This is a genomic window from Enterobacter sp. RHBSTW-00593 (assembly GCF_013784105.1).
Lineage (GTDB): Bacteria > Pseudomonadota > Gammaproteobacteria > Enterobacterales > Enterobacteriaceae > Enterobacter > Enterobacter ludwigii.
On record NZ_CP056393.1, the window covers coordinates 3,885,788 to 3,908,630 of the forward strand.

Below are 22,843 nucleotides of genomic sequence, written 5' to 3' on the forward strand. Positions count from 1 at the left end.
GTGTTTACTCCCAGAAATCCCTTGCGGGATCGAGCACCGGGCGAATAATGCCCGCACGCACCGTAAAGTCGCCGAAGCCTTCACCCGCTTCGCGCTCTTTCGCCCAGCGCCCGACAAGCTCGTCGATAGAATCAAGAATTTCCGGCTCGGTGATGTTCTCACGGAACATGCGTGGAATACGCGTTCCGATACGGTTGCCGCCGAGGTGCAGGTTATAGCGACCCGGCGCTTTACCCACCAGACCCAGCTCGGCCAGCATCGCACGGCCACAGCCGTTCGGGCAGCCGGTGACACGCATAACAATATGCTCGTCCGGAATACCGTGTTTTTCCAGAATCGCTTCCACCTTATCGGTGAATGACGGCAGGAAACGCTCTGCTTCCGCCATCGCCAGCGGGCAGGTCGGGAACGACACGCAGGCCATTGAGTTTTCACGCTGAGGCTTCACCGCGTCCATCAACCCATGGTCGCGCGCCAGTTTCTCAATCTTCGCTTTCTGGCTTTCCGGCACGCCGGCAACGATCAGGTTCTGGTTAGCGGTGATACGGAATTCACCTTTATGGATCTTCGCAATTTCCAGCAGACCGGTTTTCAGCGGGCGGCCCGGATAATCAAGAATACGGCCGTTTTCAATAAACAGCGTCAGATGCCATTTATTGTCGATGCCTTTGACCCAGCCAATACGATCGCCACGTCCCGTAAATTCATACGGACGGATCGGCTCAAACTTAATCCCCGCGCGACGCTCCACTTCCGCTTTGAACGTCTCTACGCCCACGCGCTCCAGGGTGTATTTGGTTTTCGCGTTTTTACGGTCCGTACGGTTACCCCAGTCGCGCTGCGTGGTGACAACCGCTTCAGCCACGGCCAGCGTGTGCTCCAGCGGCAGGAAACCAAACTCGCTTGCGGTGCGGGCATAGGTTTTCTTGTTACCGTGTTCGATGGAGAGACCGCCGCCCACCAGCAGGTTAAAGCCCACCAGCTTGCCATTTTCGGCAATCGCCACGAAGTTCATGTCGTTGGCGTGCAGATCGATATCGTTCTGCGGCGGGATCACCACGGTGGTTTTGAACTTACGCGGCAGATAGGTCTGGCCGAGGATCGGTTCTTCGTCGGTGGTGGCCACTTTTTCCTGATCGAGCCAGATCTCCGCATAGGCGCGGGTGCGTGGCAGCAGGTGCTCAGAGATCTTCTTCGCCCACTCATAGGCTTCGGCGTGCAGCTCGGACTCATACGGGTTCGAGGTGCAGAGCACGTTACGGTTCATGTCGTTGGCCGTGGCCAGCGCGTCCAGCCCGACAGAGTGCAGCATCTGGTGTACCGGCTTCACGTTCTTCTTCAGAATGCCGTGGAACTGGAAGGTCTGACGGTTGGTCAGACGGATGCTGCCATAAAGGGTATTTTCACCCGCAAACTTATCGATCGCCTGCCACTGTTTCGTGGTGATCACCCCGCCCGGAAGACGGCAGCGCAGCAGCATCGCATGACGCGGCTCCAGCTTCTGTTCTGCACGTTCGGCGCGGATATCACGGTCGTCCTGCTGATACATACCGTGGAAACGGATCAGCAGAAAGTTGTCGCCTTTAAAGCCGCCGGTGAGACCGTCATTCAGATCTTCAGCAATGGTGCCGCGCAGATAGTTGCTTTCCAGCTTCATGCGCTCGGCGTCTGTCAGTTTACCTTCGACCACCAGTGGCCCTGGATGTTTTTCGCTCATTAGTAGACATCTCGCTGATAACGGCGCTCAACGCGCAGCTCACTTAAAAATTCATCCGCCGTTTCGGCATCCATACCGCCGAATTCGGCAATCACTTCCAGCAATGCCTGCTCAACGTCTTTCGCCATGCGATTGGCGTCGCCGCAGACATAAATGTGGGCACCGTCATTGATCCAGCGCCACAGCTCTGCGCCCTGTTCGCGCAGTTTGTCTTGTACGTATACTTTTTCTTGCTGATCGCGGGACCAGGCCAGGTCGATGCGTGTCAGGACACCTTCTTTGACGTAACGCTGCCACTCAACCTGGTAGAGGAAATCTTCCGTAAAGTGCGGGTTGCCGAAGAACAACCAGTTTTTACCCGGCGCCTCATCTGCAGCGCGCTGCTGCATAAAGGCGCGGAATGGCGCAATACCGGTCCCCGGCCCAATCATGATGACCGGCGTTTCCGGGTTCGCAGGCAGACGGAAGTTGTCGTTGTGCTCGATAAACACGCGCACTTCACCGTCTTCCTCCACGCGATCGGCCAGGAAGCTTGATGCCCCGCCCGCACGGGCACGGCCTTCGATGTCATAACGCACCACGCCCACGGTGATATGCACTTCGCTCTCCACTTCGGCCTGCGAAGAGGCAATGGAGTAGAGGCGCGGCGTCAGCGGACGCAGCAGGCCAATTAGCGCATCCGCATCCAGCTGTGCCGGAGAGAAACGCACCATATCGACAATCGGCGTCGTCGCGGCGTAATGCTGCAGCTTCGCCTTATCCCCCACCAGAGGCAGCAGCGATTCACTGCGCGTTAAGGTGGCGTAATTTTCAACGATGTTTGGCGTGTTGACCGTCAGCTCGAAATGCCACTGCAGCGCCTCAGAGAGCGGCTGCGTTTTACCGTCGACGGTGACAGGCTCATCGCCTTTCAGCCACAGCAGTTCAACCAGCTCTTTAACCAGCGCCGGATCGTTCTGGTACCAGATCCCAAGTGCATCGCCCGGCTGGTAACGCAGACCGGAATCACCGAGATCGATTTCAATATGCCGCACGTCTTTCTCAGAGGCGCGACCGGTAATTTTCTGATTAACCGCCAGGCTCGCTGCCAGCGGTGCCTCTTTGGTATACGGGCTGGTGTGAATATCATTGACTGCACCCGCCGCGGTGACGGCAGCCTGCGCTGGGGTCTCTTTCGGCACGCGCGCTTTCAGCACGTCAACGATGCGCGCACGCCATTCAGCGGCGGCGGTCTGGTATTCCACATCCGCATCAACGCGGTCCAGCAGGCGCTCAGCGCCCAGTTCCGCCAGTTTGCTGTCGAAATCTTTACCGGACTGGCAGAAAAATTCGTAGGAGGTGTCGCCCAGGCCAAACACGGCGAACGCCGTCCCGTTCAGTTTTGGGGCTTTTTTCGAGAACAGGAATTTATGCAGGGCCACCGCTTCTTCAGCCGGCTCACCCTCACCCTGGGTTGAAGCCACCACCACCAGCAGTTTTTCGGACGCGATCTGTTTGAATTTATAGTCCCCGGCGTTCACCAGGTTCACGTTCAGTTTGGCGGCCAGCAGGTCGTCGCGCAGCGCTTCGGCCACACGGCGAGCATTGCCCGTCTGCGAGGCAGAAATCAGCGTAATCGCCGGAATTTCTACCGCAGTTGCCGGTGCAGCAGCCACAGCGCCCGGTTGCTGGTTAAGCATTCCCCAGAAATAGCCGGAGACCCAGGCAAGCTGGGTGGGAGAAAAATCAGAGGTGGCAGCCTGAAGGCGCGCCAGTTGCTCCGGGTTCAGGGGAAGCAAATTTGAAGGTGGGGCCTGTGTTGTCATGCGTCGTTATGTTCCAGTAGCCAAGCGGACTTTAAGCGAATAAATCCAAACTGAAGATAAGGTTAACGGCGAGGATAATAACAATTAAAGAAGGGATGGAAATAATAAATAACCAAATGGACTAACCTGTTTTAGTTATCGTTCTTAACGATAAAAACGATTAACTAACCCATTGAAATTTAATCATAAAACAGTAGTCCTTTCTCGTATGCACCACGTTGCGGCAACAGAGCCGTTTTAGTTAATGATAAAAATTGTGCTTTCCGGTACTATGCGGCGGTTTTTTCCGCATTACTGAGAGCAATAATGTCCACCACACTGTTTAAAGATTTCACCTTCGAAGCCGCCCACCACCTTCCGCATGTTCCTGAAGGGCATAAATGTGGCCGTCTGCACGGGCACTCGTTTATGGTGCGTCTTGAGATAACCGGTGACGTCGATCCGCATACCGGTTGGATCATGGACTTTGCCGAGCTGAAGGCGGCATTCAAGCCGACCTACGATCGTCTGGATCACTACTATCTGAATGATATCCCGGGCCTTGAAAACCCGACCAGTGAAGTGCTGGCTAAATGGATTTGGGATCAGATGAAACCGCAGGTGCCTCTGCTGAGCGCGGTGATGATCAAAGAGACCTGCACCGCAGGCTGTATCTATCGCGGTGAGTAAAAAAAGCCCGGAATATCCGGGCTTTTTTTTAGGCGATGTTCAGGTACTTGTGCGTCTGCATCGACAGCCGCCAGTTGCGGGCAATACAGGTTTCAATACACAGGCGCGTGGCATCCTCTTTCTGGCTGATAGGCTGCAGCGCGATGATCCGCTGCTTTTCATCCGTCAGCGTGGCGAGCAGTTCATCCAGCGCTTCGATATCACGCACGCGGCCAACCGGGTGTTTAATCTCATCAGCACGCTCCAGCGCCTGAGAGAGAACATCGTAGCCGCCGCGCATGTTAACTTTCGGCGAAACCGTCACCCAGGTGGTGTGAGAACAGCGCACTTCATGCGTGCCGCTGGTTTCAATCTGACAGCTGTAGCCGTTCTTTTCGAGCAGCTCGGTCAGCGGCGTCAGGTCGTGGATGCAGGGTTCACCCCCGGTAATCACCACATGGCGCGCCGTCCAGCCCTGACGGCCAATGATCGCCAGCAGATCTTCCGCACTTCCCGCGCCCCACTTATCGCTCTCTTTGGTTTTAGCCAGAATGCTAAACAGCGACACTTCCCGATCTGCGAGTTTATCCCACGTATGTTTGGTATCACACCAGGCACAGCCAACCGGGCATCCCTGTAATCGAATAAAGATGGCGGGAACGCCGGTAAAGTAACCCTCGCCTTGCAGGGTCTGGAACATCTCGTTAATCGGGTACTGCATAGTCATCTCAGTTAAGGGGATAAACGATAAGTATCGCAGATCCCCGTCAGATGGTCATGCTCCATCGGTGCTTTGAGCGCCAATCGCTGCCATAAACCGCGCAGTAATTTGCTGTGGACGGGTGATGGCCCCGCCGACAACGACCATAAAGGCACCAAGTTCCAGGCACCTCGCCGCCCGCTCAGGTATGTCGACGTTGCCTTCGGCCACCACGGGAATGTCGACGGCAGACAGCACCTCTTTCAGAAACGCGCAGTCATTGTCCGGTAGCGCATGGCCTGCGGTTTCTGCCGTATAACCGTAAAGCGTGGTCCCCACACAATCAAAACCCAGCGCCTGCGCCGTCACGGCCTCTTCTGTTGAGGAAATATCCGCCATCAGGCATACCGACGGGTACCGCGTGCGAATATGCGCGACCAGCGTCGCCAGGTCTTCGCCGCCAGGGCGCTGTCGCGCAGTCGCATCCAGGGCAATGATTTCCGGAGAAACCGTCATCAGCTCATCCACTTCTTTCATCGTGGCGGTGATAAACACCTCACTATCCGGATAATCGCGTTTGATGATGCCGATAACCGGCAGCGCTACCTGCTGCTTGATGGCTTCGATATCCACCACGCTATTGGCACGGATCGCTGCCGCCCCACCCTGCGCGGCGGCCAGCGCCATTCGTGACATAATAAACGCGCTATGCAGAGGTTCATTCTCCAGCGCCTGGCAGGAGACGACCAATTTTCCCTTCAGGTTATCCAGTACAGTTTTCATTACGATAAGATCTCTTCCACTTCGTTTTTAATAATCGTGACATGCGGCCCATAAATGACCTGAACACCGTTGCCGCGGACGATAACGCCGCGCGCGCCGGTCGCTTTCAGCGCCGATTCATTCACTTTGCTGCCATCCTTCACCGTGACGCGAAGACGCGTCGCGCAGCAGTCCACCTCTTCGAGATTGTCTTTGCCACCTAACCCGGCGATCACTGCAACGGCACGCTCGCTCTGCGAAAAGGTCACTTCATCCGCCATCGCCTCTTTCTCACGCCCCGGCGTGGCAAAATCAAAGCGATTAATCAGATAACGGAACGTAAAGTAATAAAGGAAGAACCACGGCACCCCTACCAGCGGTACGAACATCCAGTGGGTTTTGGCCTCGCCCTGGAGAATGCCGAACAGCACGAAGTCGATAAAACCGCCTGAGAAGGTTTGCCCGATAGTGATGTGTAAAATATGGGCGAGCATAAACGCCAGCCCGTCAAACAGGGCGTGAATGACGTACAGCACCGGTGCAACAAAAAGGAATGAGAACTCAATAGGTTCAGTAATCCCCGTCAGGAACGAGGTCAATGCCGCCGAAAGTAACAGCCCCGCGACGCGTTTTTTGTTCTCCGGCTTTGCCGTGTGGTACATCGCGAGGCAGGCACCCAGCAGACCAAACATCATCGTGATGAAGCGTCCGGACATGAAGCGCGACGTGCCTTCATAAAACTGGCGTGTTGTCGGGTCAGCAAGCTGGGCGAAGAAGATCCGCTGTGTACCTTCGACAAGCTGACCGTTAACGATCTCGCTGCCGCCAAGCGCGGTCGTCCAGAAGGGAAGATAGAAGATGTGGTGTAAACCAAACGGCCCGAGCATGCGCAAAATGAAACCGTACAGCATCGTTCCCAGATAACCGGTGGCATCCACAAGCCCGCCCAGACCGAAGATCAGCTTCTGGAAATGCGGCCAGATGACGGTCATTAATGCCCCGACAAGTATTGCCGCCAGCGAGCTGACGATCGGTACAAAACGTGAACCGCCAAAGAAACCCAGGAACTGCGGAAGCGCGATTTTATTGAACCGATGATGTAACGCGCAGGTCACAAGCCCGATGACGACGCCACCAAATACGCCGGTTTCCAGCGTCTGGATCCCCAGCGTCATTCCCTGCCCTACGGCACCCGGGTTCTCAAGTGCCAGTTTTCCGGTCAGGATCAGCAGCGCATTGATGGTGGCATTCATCACCAGAAAAGCGAGCAATGCCGCCAGCCCTGCGGTTCCTTTATCATTTTTTGCCAGCCCGACGGCGACCCCGACAGCAAACAGCACCGAGAGGTTGGCGAACACAATCGAACCGGCACTGCTCATAATGGTAAAGATGGCCTGCAGCCACGCAACATCTAAAAACGGGTAGGCCGTGAGGGTATTGGGATTTGATAACGCGCCTCCAATCCCCAGCAACAAACCCGCCGCGGGCAAGACGGCGATGGGCAACATAAATGATTTGCCAAAGCGCTGCGCTTTCTCAAACCATCCGCCAGAAGAAGCCCCACTGAACATTTGCATCATTTTTTCATCCCCTCGTGTATGGATGAAAATTTTTACCACATTAATCATTAATAGTGAAAATTATCATCAATAACCAGGAGGACGATCATACTTTTTCGAAATGACTGGCATCTTTCCCCCGCTTTCCGCCACACTAGTCGACAGAAGAATGCATTAAGGATCTCGCATGTCAGACCATGAAAACCTGCTGCTGAAGCTACGCCAGGAGGCTTCCGGGTACAGCCCAACGCAACGAAAACTGGGTGAGTTTGTCCTCAACGATCCTGCCCGGGTGCTTTACCTGACGATCACTGAGCTGGCGCGCGAAAGTCATACCAGCGAGGCCAGCGTGACGCGTCTTTGCCGCACACTGGGCTGTAAGGGGTACACGGAATTCAAAATGGCGCTTGCGCTGGACATTCAGCAGGGTCAGCCAGAGCGTCAGGCCGGCGATGAAATTGATAGCGTAGTGGAAGAGTCTGTACAGGCTCTGCAGGATACCGCCAGACTGCTCGACAGAGCACTGCTGGAAAAGGCGGCACAGGCGCTGCATCAGGCGCAGTCAGTCCAGATTTATGGGGTCGCTGCCAGTGCGATCCTCGGCGAGTATCTGCATTATAAGCTGTTGCGCCTGGGCAAACCTGTGCAGCTCTTCAGCGATATGCACCGTGCAGCCATGAATGCGACCACCCTCTCTAAAGCGTCGCTGGTGGTAGCCATCTCCAGTTCAGGCTCAACACGGGATTTACTTCACGTCGTAAAACTTGCGCGCAAACGTGGCGTCCCCGTGCTGGCGCTCAGCAATACGCCGCGTAGCCCGCTGGCGTCCCTTAGCGATATGCTACTGGTTGCAGCCAAACCCGAGGGGCCGCTTAGCGCAGGCGCACTCAATGCCAAAGTGGGTGTTATGCTGCTGGTCGAGTTGCTTACCCACTCCCTTATTGCAATAGACGGTCATTACGGCGAGGTCAGCCAACAAACCGCCAGCGCAACGCTTCCTCTGTTGCTGTAAAAAACCTTCGCAGGCTATATATCAATAGCCTGCGAGTTCGTTATTTTAAGTGTACTTAAGCATCCGTTAAATTATTTACCGCATCAATGAATGATGTTACAAAGTATTTTTATAATTACATTTTGACTTAATATTCCCACGACACAGGAAGCACGTTTATAATATACAAATCAGTAAGTTAAAATAAATATCTTGATAAATTGAATTTTCTTCCCTCCTGCAATGTCCAATCTCATCCCCTGAATTCCTTACCTTAAAATAAGCTTAAGAAACGGTAAGGCTGGCCATTTTTTTATTTAAACGCCGTTTACTTTCGCCCGCCTACAATCCGCCTCATCAATCATAATGAGACGGTATCAATGAAAACCTTACTGATTACAGGCGTGACCGGATTTCTGGGTGGTGCAGTACTTGAAAAAATCCTGACCGGCGAGAGCGCCGTAAATTTACTTCTGCTTGCGCGCGCCAGCGACCCGCAAGGTGGGCTGGCGCGAGTGCAGGAGAATATGCGTAAGTTCAACGTGCCTGAGCATGCACTGGCCTCGCTGAGCGTGGAGAATATCCTCATTGGCGATCTCAGCCAGCCGGAAGCCTTCCTGAACGATCCGCGCCTTGAACAGGTGACGCATGTCGTTAACTGCGCGGCCGTCGCGTCATTTGGCAACAATCCGCTTATCTGGAAGGTGAACGTCGAGGGAACCCTGGCGCTGGCGCGCCGCATGGAACGGGTGTCGACCCTACAGCGCTTCCTGCACGTTGGCACGGCGATGTCCTGCACGCCGGAGCAGGATTCGCTGGTCGCCGAAAGTGCAGAATTCAGAGAGAACGCCGAGCATCTGGTGGAATATACCTATTCGAAATCCACCATTGAACAGCTGATGCGCCAGCACTGTCCTGATCTGCCGCTGCTCATCGCCCGCCCGTCCATCGTCGTCGGCCATACCCGTCACGGCTGCACGCCTTCAAGCAGTATTTTCTGGGTCTTTAGCATGGGGTTAATGCTGCAAAAATTCATGTGTTCGATGGAAGACAAAATCGATGTCGTTCCGGTGGACTATTGTGCCGACGCGCTGTTAATGCTGCTTACCAGTGATGCACGTTCAGGGGAAGTGGTACATATTTCTGCCGGGGAAGAGAACAGCGTTCGCTTTGCTGATATTGATAAGGCAATGGCGCAGGCGCTGGAGAAAGCCCCTGTCGGAGATCGATACGCTCAGGTGAGTTACGAAACGCTGGTCAGAATGCGCCGCGAACTGAAGGATATTTTTGGGCCGTGCAACGAGCGCCTGATGCTGAAAGCAATGCGTTTATACGGTGCTTTTGCCACACTCAACGTGCGCTTCAGCAATGATAAGCTGCTTAGCATGGGCATGCCTAAGCCACCCCGCTTTACGGACTATATTGCCCGCTGCGTGCAAACCACTCAGGGGCTGACCATTCCGGAACAAATGGCGGTCGATTTTAAATAGCCAAAAAAAATGCCAGTCTTGCGACTGGCATTTTCATTTTAAGGCTTAGCGATTATGCCTGGCCTTTGATCTCTTTACGACCGTTGTATGGTGCTTTTTCGCCCAGTGCTTCTTCGATACGAATCAGCTGGTTGTATTTAGCAACACGGTCAGAACGGCTCATAGAACCGGTCTTGATCTGGCCAGCCGCGGTACCAACAGCCAGGTCAGCGATGGTAGCGTCTTCAGTTTCGCCAGAACGGTGAGAGATAACAGCGGTGTAGCCAGCGTCTTTCGCCATTTTGATCGCAGCCAGCGTTTCGGTCAGAGAACCGATCTGGTTGAATTTGATCAGGATGGAGTTAACGATGCCTTTCTCGATGCCTTCTTTCAGGATCTTGGTGTTGGTTACGAACAGGTCGTCACCCACCAGCTGGATTTTGTCGCCCAGTACTTTAGTCTGGTATGCGAAGCCATCCCAGTCAGATTCGTCCAGACCGTCTTCGATAGAAACGATTGGGTACTGTTTGGTCAGGTCTTCCAGGAAGTGAGTGAACTCTTCAGAGGTGAACGCTTTGTTGCCTTCGCCAGCCAGAACGTATTTACCGTCTTTGTAGAATTCAGACGCTGCACAGTCCATCGCCAGAGTGATGTCTTTGCCCAGCTCGTAGCCTGCTGCTTTAACCGCTTCAGCGATAACAGCCAGTGCTTCTGCGTTAGAACCCAGGTTTGGCGCATAGCCACCTTCGTCACCAACAGCAGTGTTCATCCCTTTAGCTTTCAGAACTTTAGCCAGGTTGTGGAACACTTCAGAACCCATACGTACTGCTTCTTTCAGGGATTTCGCGCCAACTGGCTGAATCATAAATTCCTGAATATCAACGTTGTTGTCTGCGTGCTCACCACCGTTGATGATGTTCATCATCGGTACAGGCATGGAGTATTTGCCTGGAGTGCCGTTCAGTTCAGCGATGTGTTCGAACAGTGGCATACCTTTAGCAGCCGCTGCAGCTTTGGCGTTCGCCAGGGAAACGGCCAGGATTGCGTTAGCACCGAAGTTAGATTTGTTTTCAGTACCGTCCAGATCGATCATGATCTTGTCGATGCCAGCCTGGTCTTTAGCGTCTTTGCCAATGATTGCCTGAGCAATAGGGCCGTTTACGGCGCCAACAGCTTTCAGTACGCCTTTGCCCATGAAACGGGATTTGTCGCCATCGCGCAGTTCCAGCGCTTCGCGGGAACCAGTAGAAGCACCTGACGGAGCAGCTGCCATACCGACGAAACCACCTTCCAGGTGAACTTCGGCTTCAACGGTCGGGTTACCACGGGAGTCGATGATTTCACGACCGATGACTTTAACGATTTTGGACATTAGATTTTCCTCAGTACAAGTTAAACTAAAACTCCAGACAAACAACGCGTACCAGGGGTACGCGTTGCCGTTCTAACTTTTTTTACTTCGCCTGACGCTTCTGGTAATCGCTGGCGGCTTTCACAAAGCCTGCAAACAGCGGATGCCCGTCACGTGGCGTTGAAGTAAATTCCGGGTGGAACTGGCAGGCGACAAACCACGGATGGTTTGGCACTTCGATGATCTCGACTAACTGATCATCCCCGGAGCGGCCCGCAACACGCAGACCCGCAGCTTCAATTTGTTTCAACAACATGTTGTTGACTTCATAGCGGTGACGATGACGTTCGGTGATAACCGGCTCGCCATACAGCTTGCGAACGACGCTATCGTCAGACAGCTGGCAGGCCTGTGCGCCAAGACGCATCGTGCCACCCAGGTCGCTCTTCTCGGTACGGACTTCGACGTTACCTTCTTCGTCGCGCCATTCAGTGATAAGCGCCACGACAGGGTACTTACAGTCTGGCACAAATTCCGTAGAGTTCGCGTTTTCCATTCCCGCTACGTTGCGCGCAAATTCGATCAGCGCAACCTGCATACCCAGGCAGATACCGAGGTATGGAATATTGTTTTCACGCGCATAGCGTGCGGTGGCGATCTTGCCTTCTACACCACGGTAGCCGAAGCCGCCAGGGATAAGGATTGCATCCAGATCTTTCAGAATTTCAACGCCACGCGTTTCAACATCCTGCGAATCAATCAGCTTGATGTTAACGGAGACGCGGTTCTTCAGACCACCGTGTTTCAGCGCTTCGATAACTGACTTATAGGCATCTGGCAGTTCAATGTACTTGCCAACCATGCCGATAGTCACTTCGCCAGCCGGATTCGCTTCTTCGTAAATAACCTGTTCCCATTCAGACAGGTTAGCTTCCGGACAGTTCAAGCTGAATCGTTTACAAATATAATCGTCCAGGCCCTGTGATTTCAACAGGCCCGGGATTTTATAAATGGAATCGACATCTTTCATTGAAATAACGGCTTTTTCCGGCACGTTACAGAACAATGCAATTTTCGCGCGTTCGTTCGCCGGAACCGCGCGATCGGAACGGCAAACCAGGATGTCTGGCTGAATACCGATGGAGAGCAACTCTTTAACGGAGTGCTGAGTAGGTTTGGTTTTCACTTCACCTGCGGCTGCCATATAAGGCACCAGCGTCAGGTGCATGAACAGCGCGTTTTCACGGCCAATATCAACCGCCAGCTGACGAATCGCTTCCAGGAATGGCAGGGATTCGATATCACCCACGGTACCGCCGATTTCAACCAGCACCACGTCGTGGCCTTCGCCGCCCGCAATAATGCGTTCTTTGATAGCGTTAGTGATGTGTGGGATAACCTGAACGGTAGCACCAAGATAATCACCACGGCGCTCTTTACGCAGAACGTCGGAGTAGATACGGCCTGTCGTGAAGTTGTTACGACGGGTCATTTTAGTGCGGATGAAACGCTCGTAGTGGCCAAGATCCAGATCGGTTTCAGCGCCGTCTTCAGTAACGAACACTTCCCCGTGTTGGATTGGACTCATGGTGCCCGGATCGACGTTGATGTACGGATCCAGTTTCATCATGGTCACATTGAGGCCACGGGCTTCAAGAATGGCTGCGAGGGAGGCTGCGGCAATGCCTTTACCCAGAGAGGATACGACCCCGCCGGTCACAAAAATATAGTTCGTTGTCATGCTGAACCTGAGAAGTTAGGGTGAAACGATGGAATAACCAGGACGGGAAAGTAGTATACCCGAACACGGCGAGCGCCACAAACTTTCATTCTCCGTCTCCTGTCCAGCCAATGACAAACATAAGGAGTGAGAAAATAGCCCCTTTTGGGTAAATGTTTTTGACGCAAATCAAGCGCTTGTCATTTAAAAAATCACACAAATTGCGCTTGATCGCAAAATTTCGTTAGAGATCAGTTTCCTGGCGTTTTACTTCTTGCCAGACTTCTTCCATCGCATCGAGGTCAATTCCGCTCATTTCCAGGCCGCGCGAGGCCACAATCCGCTCAACTTCGCGAAAGCGTCGTTCGAACTTAATGTTGGCTTTTTGCAGGGCGGTTTCCGCTTTTACACCCAGATGGCGAGAAAGGTTGACGGTCGCGAACAGCAAATCGCCCATCTCTTCTTCAAGCTTTGCTTCATCTACCACGGCCTGTTGCGCTTCGTGCATCACTTCGTCGATCTCTTCATGCACTTTTTCCAGCACCGGGCCAAGAGACGTCCAGTCAAAGCCAACCGCGGAGCAGCGTTTCTGAATTTTATGCGCCCGCATCAGCGCAGGCAGGTTCAGGGGGATGTCATCCAGTGCCGAGTGCTGGGATTTCTCCGCGCGCTCGGCGCTTTTAATCTGTTCCCAGCGCGCCAGCACTTCCGCGCTATCGCCTGCGGTGGCATCGCTAAAGATATGCGGATGACGGCGTTCCAGTTTGTCGCTGATGGCAGCGCAGATGTCGTCGAAGTTAAAACGCCCCTCTTCCTGCGCCATTTGCGCATAGAACACCACCTGGAACAGCAGGTCACCCAGTTCGCCACGCAGGTCGTCAAAATCCTCGCGTGAAATGGCGTCCAGCACTTCATAGGTCTCTTCGAGGGTGTACGGGGCGATGGTGGCGAAAGTCTGCTCTTTGTCCCACGGGCAGCCGTTTTCCGGATCGCGCAGGCGTTTCATGATGCCAAGCAGGCGGTCAATTTGGGTCATAATTCTGTCCTGATTAAAAATAAATGCCGGGTAAAGGCTACGCCTTACCCGGCTTACAGAAAGGTGGGCTTACCCGCCGTGCAGACGACGTGCGTCAATCACATCCGGGACCTGGTTCAGTTTGCCAAGCACGCGGCCCAGCACCTGCAGGTTGTAGATTTCGATGGTCATATCGATGGTGGCAAGCTGCTCGCGCGTATCGCTGCGGCTGGCCACGCCCAGCACGTTGACCTTTTCGTTCGCGAGAATGGTCGTAATATCACGCAGCAGGCCGCTACGGTCGTTTGCGGTGACGCGAACCACCAGCGAGTACCCCGCCGAGTAGCTCTCGCCCCAGACCGCTTCCACAATACGTTCCGGTGCATGCGACTGCAGCTCAGCAAGCTGGTCGCAGTCTGAACGGTGAATGGAAATCCCGCGTCCCTGAGTGATAAAGCCAACGATATCATCACCCGGGATTGGCTGGCAGCAGCGGGCAATGTGGTGCATCAGATTACCCACCCCTTCCACCACAACGCGGCCATTGTCTTTGCTGCGCTGTTGTGGCGCATAGGTTTTCTGCTGCAGCTGCTTCAGCGCCGCCGCATCCTGCTCCGCCGCGCTTGGCTTGTTGAACTGCGCCTGCAGGAAGTTCACCATCTGATTAAGACGGATATCACCGCCGCCAATCGCCGCCAGCAATTCATCCAGCTCGTTGAAGTTGTAGCGTGGCAGCAGGAATTTCTCGGCCTCTTTCAGGCTTATGCCGATATGTTCCAGCTCGTCGTCGAGGATCTGGCGACCAGCAAGAATGTTCTTGTCACGATCCTGCTTACGGAACCAGGCGTGAATTTTTGAGCGCCCGCGGCTGGTGGTGACATAGCCCAGGTTCGGGTTAAGCCAGTCACGGCTCGGGTTAGGCTGCTTCTGCGTGATGATTTCAATCTGGTCGCCCATCTGCAACTGATAGGTAAACGGTACGATACGTCCGCCGATTTTCGCCCCGATACAGCGGTGCCCCACATCACTGTGGATGTGATAGGCAAAGTCCAGCGGCGTGGAGCCTGCTGGCAGGTCGACCACGTCACCTTTCGGCGTAAAGACGTAGACCCGGTCGTCAAAGACCTGGCTTCGCACTTCATCCAGCATTTCGCCGGAATCCGCCATCTCTTCCTGCCACGCAATCAGCTTACGCAGCCAGGCAATGCGGTCTTCATGACCAGAGCGCACGCCACCTGACGTCCCCTCTTTGTATTTCCAGTGCGCCGCGACGCCAAGCTCAGCGTCCTCGTGCATCTGTTTGGTACGAATTTGAATCTCGACCGTTTTGCCGCCAGGCCCCAGCACCACGGTATGAATAGACTGATAGCCGTTAGGTTTCGGGTTCGCGACATAGTCATCGAACTCATCCGGCAGATGGCGGAAGTGAGTATGTACTATCCCTAACGCGGCGTAGCAATCCTGCAGACGCTCCGCAACGATGCGCACGGCGCGCACGTCAAACAGCTCATCAAAGGCGAGATGTTTCTTCTGCATTTTGCGCCAGATGCTGTAGATGTGCTTGGGTCGACCATAGACTTCGGCCCGCACATTCTCTTCTTTCATCGACTGGCGCAATCCGCTGACGAACTCCTCAATATAGTGCTCGCGGTCAATGCGGCGCTCGTGCAGGAGTTTTGCAATCCGCTTATATTCTGCCGGGTGCAGGTAACGGAAGCAGTAATCCTCCAGCTCCCATTTCAGTTGACCAATCCCTAAGCGGTTCGCCAGCGGTGCATAGATGTTCGTACACTCTTTCGCGGCCAGTACGCGCTCGTCTTCCGGCGCATCTTTTACTTCGCGCAGGTGGGCAACGCGTTCAGCGAGCTTGATGACCACGCAGCGGAAATCGTCCACCATGGCCAGCAGCATCCGGCGAACGTTATCAACTTGCTCCGAGGAGACGGAATCGGTATGTGCGGCTTTGAGCTGGCGGATTGCCGCCATATCCCGTACGCCGTGGATCAACGCCACGACGGATTGCCCGACGCTGTCGCGCAGCACGTCTTCAGTGACGACATCCGCATCGGCAAGAGGGAACAAAAGCGCGGCCTGCAGCGTTTCGATATCCATGTTCAGCATGGATAAGATTTCAACCATCTCCACGCCGCGCCACAATAACAGTTCGGCGTCAGGATGCCCCAGAGTGGTGCGCTGACAGTAGGCCCAGGTTTCGGTTAAGCGTTCACACGACTGCTGGCTGGAAATCCCCAGACTTGCTATCCATTTTTGTGGGTCAAACTCCCCAGCTTTATTAAGATGTGCACTTCTTACCGCAACCATTGTCCTCTCCTTTAGGGACCAGGGCCTGTCGAAGTCGACAAGCCAAACTAATTAGATGTGCTCAAACAACACCATCGATTCCAGATGCCCAGTGTGCGGGAACATGTCCAGCATTGCCAGACGCTGAATCTGGTAACCCGCACGGATTAATGCCTCACTGTCTCGGGCAAGCGTTGCCGGGTTACAGGAAACATAGACCACGCGCCTGGGCGCGAGTTTAATTATATGTTGCATTACACCCGGCGCACCTGCGCGCGCCGGGTCGAGAAGAATCTTGTCAAATCCCTGCGTCGCCCACGGCTGCTGTGTCACATCTTCCTCAAGATTTTGGTGAAAGAATGTCACATTTTGCAAGCCGTTCTGTCGTGCGTTCTCCTGCCCTTTAGCCACCAGCGCCTCAACGCCTTCGACACCCACAACGCTTGCCGCCTGCCGGGCCAAAGGCAGCGTGAAATTGCCCATTCCGCAGAACAGGTCAAGTACCCGATCGCTCTTCTGCACATCCAGCCATATCAGCGCTTTCTCAATCATTTGCTGATTGACGCCATCATTTACCTGAATGAAATCGCGCGGGCTGAACGTTAAGCGTAGCCCGTTTGACGCATACCAGGGCGCTTCGCCTGTCAGTTGCTCAAGTATCTCGCTTTGGGGGGCAAGGAAAAGCGCCAGCTCGTGGGAATGCGAAAAGCGTTCCAGTTTTTCGCGATCTTTTGTCGACAGCGGCGCGGTGTGGCGCAGCACCATTAGCGGGCCATTGTTGGCCATGACCAGTTCGACGTGCCCGAGGTGGCGAACGCCGTCCAGTCCGCAGAGGCAGGCATGCACGTCAGGAAGCAATGCCTCAAGACGGGGCACCAAAATGGGGCACTGCCTGATATCGACGATATCGCTGGAGCTGGCTTTGCGAAACCCCATCTCCAGCCGCTCAGTTTTTGGCTGATAGCTCAGGCTCAAACGCGCGCGACGACGATAGCCCCAGGGCTGGTCGGCGATGATCTCGTTGACGTCGTGCTTAAGCAGGCGGGCCAGGGCGCTGCTTTTACTTTTTTGCTGTAATTCTGTGCTGACATGCTGTTGCTGGCAGCCACCGCAGACGCCAAAATGCGGGCAGCGAGGCTTCACGCGGTCCGGGCTATCGTTATGACGCTGCTTAACCTGCCCGCGTGCAAACTGGCGTTTATCTTCCGTCAGCGTAATTTCTGCTCGTTCTGTTGGCAGTAAACCTGTTATAAACAGTGTCTTACCATTATGACGCGCAACCCCCTGGCCAAAGGGATCGAGGTCAGTGGCTTCAACAGTTATGATCTGACGCGTCGTCACGCGTCGCTTTGCAGAGTAGAATTGCGCCATCGCCGAGATTTTTCTCACATAAACATAATTATCCTAATTGTCCCATAACGGAACGCCATGACCAACTACAGCCTGCGCGCGCGCATGATGATTTTGATCCTCGCCCCCACCGTTCTCATCGGTTTGCTGCTGAGTATCTTTTTTGTGGTGCACCGCTATAACGATTTGCAGCGGCAACTGGAAGATGCCGGTGCCAGCATTATCGAACCGCTGGCCGTCTCCAGTGAGTATGGGATGAACCTGCAAAACCGCGAATCGATAGGTCAGTTAATCAGCGTGCTGCACCGCCGTCATTCGGATATCGTGCGTGCCATCTCCGTTTACGACGAGCATAACCGCCTCTTTGTCACCTCGAATTTTCATCTGGATCCAGCGGCCCTGAAAATTCCTGACGGTACGCCCTTCCCGCGCCACCTCACCGTGCTGCGCCGCGGCGATATCATGATCCTGCGCACCCCGATTATTTCGGAAAGCTATTCACCCGATGAATCCGCCCAGTCTGACGCCAAATCCAGCGACAATATGCTCGGATATGTGGCGCTGGAGCTGGATCTCAAGTCGGTGCGTCTGCAGCAATACAAAGAAATTTTCATCTCCGGCGTTATGATGCTGTTCTGTATCGGGATAGCACTTATCTTCGGCTGGCGCCTGATGCGTGACGTGACGGGGCCCATTCGCAACATGGTTAACACCGTCGACCGCATTCGCCGGGGCCAGCTCGACAGCCGGGTGGAAGGGTTTATGCTGGGCGAGCTCGATATGCTCAAAAACGGCATTAACTCGATGGCGATGTCGCTGGCAGCGTATCACGAAGAGATGCAGCACAACGTCGACCAGGCGACCTCTGACCTGCGCGAAACCCTGGAGCAGATGGAGATTCAGAACGTTGAGCTGGATCTGGCGAAAAAACGCGCGCAGGAAGCCGCACGTATCAAATCCGAGTTCCTCGCGAATATGTCCCACGAGCTGCGTACGCCGCTCAATGGCGTGATTGGCTTTACCCGTCTGACGCTAAAAAGCGAGCTGAACCCAACCCAGCGCGATCATCTGCACACCATTGAGCGCTCGGCCAACAACCTGCTGGCGATCATCAACGACGTGCTGGACTTCTCCAAGCTGGAAGCCGGCAAGCTGATCCTGGAGAGCATCCCATTCCCGCTGCGCAGCACGCTCGATGAAGTGGTGACGCTGCTCGCACACTCGTCGCACGATAAAGGCCTGGAGCTGACGCTCAACATTAAAAATGACGTGCCGGATAACGTCATTGGCGACCCGCTGCGCCTGCAGCAGGTGATTACAAACCTTGTCGGTAACGCCATCAAATTCACCGAAAGCGGCAACATTGATATTCTGGTGGAAAAGCGCTCCATCAGTAATAACAAGGTTCAGATTGAAGTTCAGATCCGCGATACCGGCATCGGTATTCCGGAGCGGGATCAGTCCCGTCTGTTCCAGGCGTTTCGTCAGGCCGATGCAAGTATTTCCAGACGTCATGGCGGCACGGGGCTGGGTCTGGTTATCACACAGAAACTGGTTAAGGAGATGGGGGGAGATATCTCTTTCCACAGCCAGCCAAACCGGGGCTCCACGTTCTGGTTCCATATTAATCTGGACCTTAACCCGAACGTGCTGACCGACGGTCCGGTAACCAATTGCCTGAAAGGAATGCGCCTTGCCTACGTTGAGCCGAACGCCGCAGCGGCGCAGTGTACGCTTGATATCTTAAGCACCACGCCGCTGGAGGTGATCTACAGCCCTACCTTCTCAGCGCTTGCCGTGGAGCATTACGACATCCTGCTGTTGGGGGTCCCGGTCACCTTTACCGGCGAGCTCACCATGCAACAGGAACGGCTGGCGAAAGCCGCATCGATGACCGACTACCTGCTGCTGGCCCTGCCGTGTCATGCCCAGATCAATGCAGAAGAGTTAAAAAATGACGGGGCCGCCGCCTGCCTGCTTAAGCCACTTACCGCGACCCGCCTGCTGCCAGCACTGACGGAATACTGTCGTCTGAGCCAGCACGCTCTGCCGCTGATTGACGATGAGCAAAAATTGCCGATGAGCGTAATGGCGGTGGATGATAATCCGGCCAACCTGAAGCTGATTGGCGTGTTGCTTGAAGATCAGGTTCAGCACGTAGAGCTGTGTGCCAGCGGTGCGCAGGCGGTTGAGCATGCGAAACAGATGCAGTTCGATTTAATTCTGATGGATATTCAGATGCCCGGCATGGATGGCATTCGTGCCTGCGAGCTGATCCGTCAGCTCCCGCATCAGCAGCAAACGCCAGTGATTGCGGTCACCGCCCACGCGATGGCCGGTCAGAAAGAGAAGCTGCTGAGTGCCGGAATGAATGATTATCTGGCCAAACCTATCGACGAAGAGAAGCTGCATAGCCTGCTGTTACGCTATAAGCCGGGGCATATCGGCGGAACGTACACGGTATCGTCCGAACCGGTGGAAATCAGCGTCAATCAAAACGCCACCTTTGACTGGCAGCTTGCGCTGCGCCAGGCGGCGGGTAAGCCTGATTTGGCCCGCGACATGCTGCAAATGCTGGTCGCGTTTCTGCCGGAAATTCGTAATAAGGTCGAAGAGCAGCTGGTGGGTGAAAACCCGGAAGATCTGCTGGAAGCCATTCATAAGCTGCACGGTAGCTGCGGCTACAGCGGTGTGCCGCGGCTGAAGAATCTCTGCCAGTTGCTGGAGCAACAGCTTCGCGCGGGCACGCCGGAAACAGAGCTTGAACCGGAATTTCTGGAGCTGCTGGACGAGATGGATAATGTGACGCGGGAAGCCATGAAGGTGTTAGGTAACTAGCGTTGCCCTCTCCCGCCGGGAGAGGGCAAACAGGATTGCCCGCCGTTCAGAGCCTGAACGCCTGCCCCACTTTCAGCACTGCAGCGATATTGCGTGCGGCCATCCGCACATTGTCGCTGGCATTTTCCAGCGCGTCCTCCAGCGAACAGATGGTATAAATCACGCTGAATACCGCGTCGATGCCGTGATTATGTACCACCCCGACATCCGCCGTCAGGCTACCCGCAATACCGATGACCGGTTTATTAAAGCGTTTAGCCACCTTCGCGACGCCCACCGGCACTTTGCCGTGGATCGTCTGACTGTCGATGCGCCCTTCTCCCGTAATCACCAGATCGGCGTTAGCCACCTGCTCTGCCAGATGCAGCGCATCGGTGACAATCTCAATCCCCTGACGAAGCTGCGCACCGCAGAAAGCGTAGAGTGCCGCCCCCATCCCACCCGCCGCACCGCCGCCGGCAAGGTTGATGACGTCGATATCCAGATCCCGGGCAATGACCTGCGCGTAATGCGCCAGGGCGTTATCCAGGGTCACAATCATCTCCGGCGTGGCGCCTTTTTGCGGGCCAAAGACCGCGGATGCCCCTTCGTCTCCGGTGAGCGGATTAGTGACGTCACAGGCGACTTCAATCCGGCACTCCGCCAGACGGTTATCCAGCCCGCTCAGGTCGATACGGGCCAGTTTTGCCAGCTCGCCGCCCCCCTGTCCAAGGGGCTGCTCGTTGGTATCCAGCAGCTTTACCCCCAGCGCCTGCACCATGCCGGCACCACCGTCATTGGTGGCACTGCCGCCAATACCAATAATAATATGCTTAACGCCCGCATCCAGCGCGTGCCGGATAAGCTCGCCGGTCCCCCAGGAGGTGGTAAGAAGGGGATTGCGTTGCGAAGGCGCGACCAGCTCCAGACCGCTTGCCGCCGCCATTTCAATAAACGCGCTCTGTTCGTCACCGGAGATGCCATAGAACCCGTCCACAGGCTCACCCAGCGGGCCTGAGACAGAGGCATGGACAATGCGCCCCTGCGTCGCCGCCACCATAGCTTCTACGGTACCTTCTCCACCATCGGCGACCGGCAATTTCACAAAGTCAGCTGCGGGGAAAATCTCGCGAAAACCCTGCTCAATCGCGGTGGCTACCTCAAGGGCACTCAGGCTTTCCTTATACGAATCCGGTGCGATAACAATCTTCATAAGCCATCCTTACGCATAGTCATTACGTTAAGCATACACCACGTAAACGACCGCTCATGGGAGCGGTCCCAATGCGTTTATCGTACCATGCACGGACGTTTATTGTCGAATTTCCAGTCAGGTATCAAATATTGCATGGCCATCGCATCGTCGCGTGCCCCCAGGCCATATTTCTGATACAGCTCGTGGGCTTTCATCACCTGATCCATATCCAGCTCAATGCCCAGACCGGGCGTGGTTGGCACCTGCACCATGCCTCCTTTGATCTCAAATGGCTCTCTGGTCAGACGCTGATTACCTTCCTGCCAGATCCAGTGGGTATCGATAGCGGTGATCGTGCCCGGTGCGGCAGCGGCCACGTGGGTGAACATCGCCAGCGAGACATCAAAGTGGTTATTGGAGTGCGAGCCCCAGGTCAGGCCAAATTCATGACACATCTGTGCCACACGCACCGACCCCTGCATCGTCCAGAAGTGGGGGTCTGCCAGCGGAATATCGACAGACTGTAACGACAGGGTGTGCCCCATCTGACGCCAGTCGGTGGCAATCATATTGGTCGCGGTGGGTAAACCGGTGGCGCGACGGAATTCCGCCATCACTTCACGGCCCGAGAAGCCCTGCTCAGCCCCGCACGGATCTTCCGCGTACGCCAGCACGCCTTTCAGTTGTTTACCAATGCGGATAGCTTCATCCAGAGACCAGGCACCGTTCGGGTCGAGCGTGACGCGCGCCTGCGGGAAACGTTTTGCCAGTGCGGTAATGGCTTCCGCCTCCTGTTCACCCGCAAGCACGCCGCCCTTCAGTTTGAAATCGTTAAAGCCATATTTTTCGTACGCGGCTTCCGCCAGGCGCACCACCGCATCCGGGGTCATCGCGTCTTCGTGGCGGAGTCGGTACCAGTCACATTTTTCATCCGCCTGGTTCTGGTACGGCAGCGGCGTCAGCGTGCGGTCGCCAACGAAGAACAGATAGCCCAGCATTTCCACTTCACTGCGCTGCTGACCTTCGCCCAGCAGCGACGCAACGTTAACGCCCAGGTGTTGGCCCAGCAGATCCAGCATCGCGGCTTCGATACCGGTGACCACGTGAATGGTGGTTCGCAGGTCGAAGGTTTGCAGGCCACGACCGCCGGCATCACGGTCAGCGAAGGTGCTTCGCACGGTATTGAGGATATTTTTATATTCGCCCAGCGTTTTTCCCACCACCAGCGGAGCGGCCTCTTCCAGCGTTTTGCGGATCTTCTCACCACCGGGGATTTCACCGACGCCGGTATGCCCGGAGTTATCGTTGATAATGACAATATTGCGGGTGAAAAACGGCGCATGCGCTCCGCTCAGGTTCATCAACATGCTGTCATGGCCGGCGACCGGAATGATCTGCATGGAAGTGACTACAGGGGTAGTAAAAGTACTCATCGTTCAATCC

16 protein-coding genes are annotated in these 22,843 nt (G+C 55.0%); 4 read left to right on the plus strand and 12 right to left on the minus strand.

What is annotated here, in order from left to right:
• Nucleotides 1–4 precede the first annotated feature (4 nt).
• On the minus strand, nt 5–1,717 hold the full coding sequence (cysI, locus tag HV242_RS18630; RefSeq protein ID WP_014171402.1) for an assimilatory sulfite reductase (NADPH) hemoprotein subunit: 1,713 nt from the start codon (nt 1,715–1,717) through the stop codon (nt 5–7).
• Nucleotides 1,717–3,522: an NADPH-dependent assimilatory sulfite reductase flavoprotein subunit gene (cysJ, locus tag HV242_RS18635; protein WP_050737229.1), complete on the minus strand. Its 1,806-nt coding sequence runs from the start codon at nt 3,520–3,522 to the stop codon at nt 1,717–1,719. Before cysJ ends, cysI begins: the two co-directional genes overlap by 1 nt.
• Before the next feature lie 306 nt (nt 3,523–3,828).
• On the opposite strand from cysJ, the gene queD reads away from it, so the two are divergent.
• Complete coding sequence (gene queD / locus HV242_RS18640; RefSeq protein ID WP_014171404.1) at nt 3,829–4,191, plus strand: 6-carboxytetrahydropterin synthase QueD; 363 nt, start codon at nt 3,829–3,831, stop codon at nt 4,189–4,191.
• A gap of 28 nt (nt 4,192–4,219) precedes the next feature.
• Here queD and queE read toward each other — a convergent pair whose 3' ends face one another.
• The 3 genes from queE to HV242_RS18655 are packed head-to-tail and all read right to left on the minus strand — an operon-like array spanning nt 4,220 to nt 7,212.
• Entirely contained in the window at nt 4,220–4,891 is a 672-nt protein-coding gene (queE, locus tag HV242_RS18645; protein WP_020883810.1) for a 7-carboxy-7-deazaguanine synthase QueE, read from the minus strand.
• A 54-nt stretch (nt 4,892–4,945) separates the two neighbouring features.
• On the minus strand, nt 4,946–5,653 hold the full coding sequence (locus tag HV242_RS18650) for an N-acetylmannosamine-6-phosphate 2-epimerase (protein WP_050737230.1): 708 nt from the start codon (nt 5,651–5,653) through the stop codon (nt 4,946–4,948).
• Entirely contained in the window at nt 5,653–7,212 is a 1,560-nt protein-coding gene (locus HV242_RS18655; protein WP_020883808.1) for a maltose/glucose-specific PTS transporter subunit IIC, read from the minus strand. Before HV242_RS18655 ends, HV242_RS18650 begins: the two co-directional genes overlap by 1 nt.
• A gap of 166 nt (nt 7,213–7,378) precedes the next feature.
• Between HV242_RS18655 and HV242_RS18660 the strand changes: the two genes are divergently transcribed.
• Both HV242_RS18660 and HV242_RS18665 read left to right on the plus strand, forming a co-directional pair.
• Complete coding sequence (locus HV242_RS18660) at nt 7,379–8,203, plus strand: MurR/RpiR family transcriptional regulator (RefSeq protein ID WP_020883807.1); 825 nt, start codon at nt 7,379–7,381, stop codon at nt 8,201–8,203.
• Nucleotides 8,204–8,562: 359 nt separating this feature from the next.
• Nucleotides 8,563–9,672 (plus strand): SDR family oxidoreductase, encoded by a 1,110-nt coding sequence (locus HV242_RS18665; RefSeq protein ID WP_044857973.1) that lies wholly within the window; start codon nt 8,563–8,565, stop codon nt 9,670–9,672.
• Between the two features lie 52 nt (nt 9,673–9,724).
• Here the strand turns inward: HV242_RS18665 and eno are convergent, their stop codons facing one another.
• The 5 genes from eno to rlmD form a co-directional block, all read right to left on the minus strand.
• Nucleotides 9,725–11,023 (minus strand): phosphopyruvate hydratase, encoded by a 1,299-nt coding sequence (eno, locus tag HV242_RS18670; protein WP_014885045.1) that lies wholly within the window; start codon nt 11,021–11,023, stop codon nt 9,725–9,727.
• Between the two features lie 82 nt (nt 11,024–11,105).
• On the minus strand, nt 11,106–12,743 hold the full coding sequence (pyrG, locus tag HV242_RS18675) for a glutamine hydrolyzing CTP synthase (RefSeq protein WP_014171412.1): 1,638 nt from the start codon (nt 12,741–12,743) through the stop codon (nt 11,106–11,108).
• 223 nt (nt 12,744–12,966) lie between these two features.
• Nucleotides 12,967–13,758, minus strand: coding sequence for a nucleoside triphosphate pyrophosphohydrolase (gene mazG, locus HV242_RS18680; RefSeq protein ID WP_032680388.1), 792 nt, complete (start codon nt 13,756–13,758; stop codon nt 12,967–12,969).
• A gap of 69 nt (nt 13,759–13,827) precedes the next feature.
• Nucleotides 13,828–16,059 (minus strand): GTP diphosphokinase, encoded by a 2,232-nt coding sequence (gene relA / locus HV242_RS18685; RefSeq protein WP_014171414.1) that lies wholly within the window; start codon nt 16,057–16,059, stop codon nt 13,828–13,830.
• Nucleotides 16,060–16,110: 51 nt separating this feature from the next.
• Entirely contained in the window at nt 16,111–17,409 is a 1,299-nt protein-coding gene (gene rlmD / locus HV242_RS18690; RefSeq protein ID WP_050737232.1) for a 23S rRNA (uracil(1939)-C(5))-methyltransferase RlmD, read from the minus strand.
• 57 nt (nt 17,410–17,466) lie between these two features.
• Here rlmD and barA point away from each other — a divergent pair, with 57 nt between their 5' ends.
• Nucleotides 17,467–20,226, plus strand: a complete 2,760-nt coding sequence (gene barA, locus HV242_RS18695; protein ID WP_050737233.1) for a two-component sensor histidine kinase BarA — start codon at nt 17,467–17,469, stop codon at nt 20,224–20,226.
• A gap of 46 nt (nt 20,227–20,272) precedes the next feature.
• Here the strand turns inward: barA and HV242_RS18700 are convergent, their stop codons facing one another.
• The gene (locus HV242_RS18700; protein WP_025203356.1) at nt 20,273–21,418 is read right to left on the minus strand and encodes a glycerate kinase; all 1,146 of its coding nucleotides are present in this window, start codon (nt 21,416–21,418) and stop codon (nt 20,273–20,275) included.
• A 77-nt stretch (nt 21,419–21,495) separates the two neighbouring features.
• Nucleotides 21,496–22,833 (minus strand): glucarate dehydratase, encoded by a 1,338-nt coding sequence (gudD, locus tag HV242_RS18705; RefSeq protein WP_050737234.1) that lies wholly within the window; start codon nt 22,831–22,833, stop codon nt 21,496–21,498.
• Nucleotides 22,834–22,843 lie beyond the last annotated feature (10 nt).

Bases quoted from the DNA above. Each gene is read 5' to 3' on its own strand.
- cysI (WP_014171402.1), bottom strand. From the start codon at position 1,717: ATGAGCGAAAAACATCCAGGGCCACTGGTGGTCGAAGGTAAACTGACA.
- cysJ (WP_050737229.1), bottom strand. From the start codon at position 3,522: ATGACAACACAGGCCCCACCTTCAAATTTGCTTCCCCTGAACCCGGAG.
- queD (WP_014171404.1), top strand. From the start codon at position 3,829: ATGTCCACCACACTGTTTAAAGATTTCACCTTCGAAGCCGCCCACCAC.
- queE (WP_020883810.1), bottom strand. From the start codon at position 4,891: ATGCAGTACCCGATTAACGAGATGTTCCAGACCCTGCAAGGCGAGGGT.
- HV242_RS18650 (WP_050737230.1), bottom strand. From the start codon at position 5,653: ATGAAAACTGTACTGGATAACCTGAAGGGAAAATTGGTCGTCTCCTGC.
- HV242_RS18655 (WP_020883808.1), bottom strand. From the start codon at position 7,212: ATGATGCAAATGTTCAGTGGGGCTTCTTCTGGCGGATGGTTTGAGAAA.
- HV242_RS18660 (WP_020883807.1), top strand. From the start codon at position 7,379: ATGTCAGACCATGAAAACCTGCTGCTGAAGCTACGCCAGGAGGCTTCC.
- HV242_RS18665 (WP_044857973.1), top strand. From the start codon at position 8,563: ATGAAAACCTTACTGATTACAGGCGTGACCGGATTTCTGGGTGGTGCA.
- eno (WP_014885045.1), bottom strand. From the start codon at position 11,023: ATGTCCAAAATCGTTAAAGTCATCGGTCGTGAAATCATCGACTCCCGT.
- pyrG (WP_014171412.1), bottom strand. From the start codon at position 12,743: ATGACAACGAACTATATTTTTGTGACCGGCGGGGTCGTATCCTCTCTG.
- mazG (WP_032680388.1), bottom strand. From the start codon at position 13,758: ATGACCCAAATTGACCGCCTGCTTGGCATCATGAAACGCCTGCGCGAT.
- relA (WP_014171414.1), bottom strand. From the start codon at position 16,059: ATGGTTGCGGTAAGAAGTGCACATCTTAATAAAGCTGGGGAGTTTGAC.
- rlmD (WP_050737232.1), bottom strand. From the start codon at position 17,409: ATGGCGCAATTCTACTCTGCAAAGCGACGCGTGACGACGCGTCAGATC.
- barA (WP_050737233.1), top strand. From the start codon at position 17,467: ATGACCAACTACAGCCTGCGCGCGCGCATGATGATTTTGATCCTCGCC.
- HV242_RS18700 (WP_025203356.1), bottom strand. From the start codon at position 21,418: ATGAAGATTGTTATCGCACCGGATTCGTATAAGGAAAGCCTGAGTGCC.
- gudD (WP_050737234.1), bottom strand. From the start codon at position 22,833: ATGAGTACTTTTACTACCCCTGTAGTCACTTCCATGCAGATCATTCCG.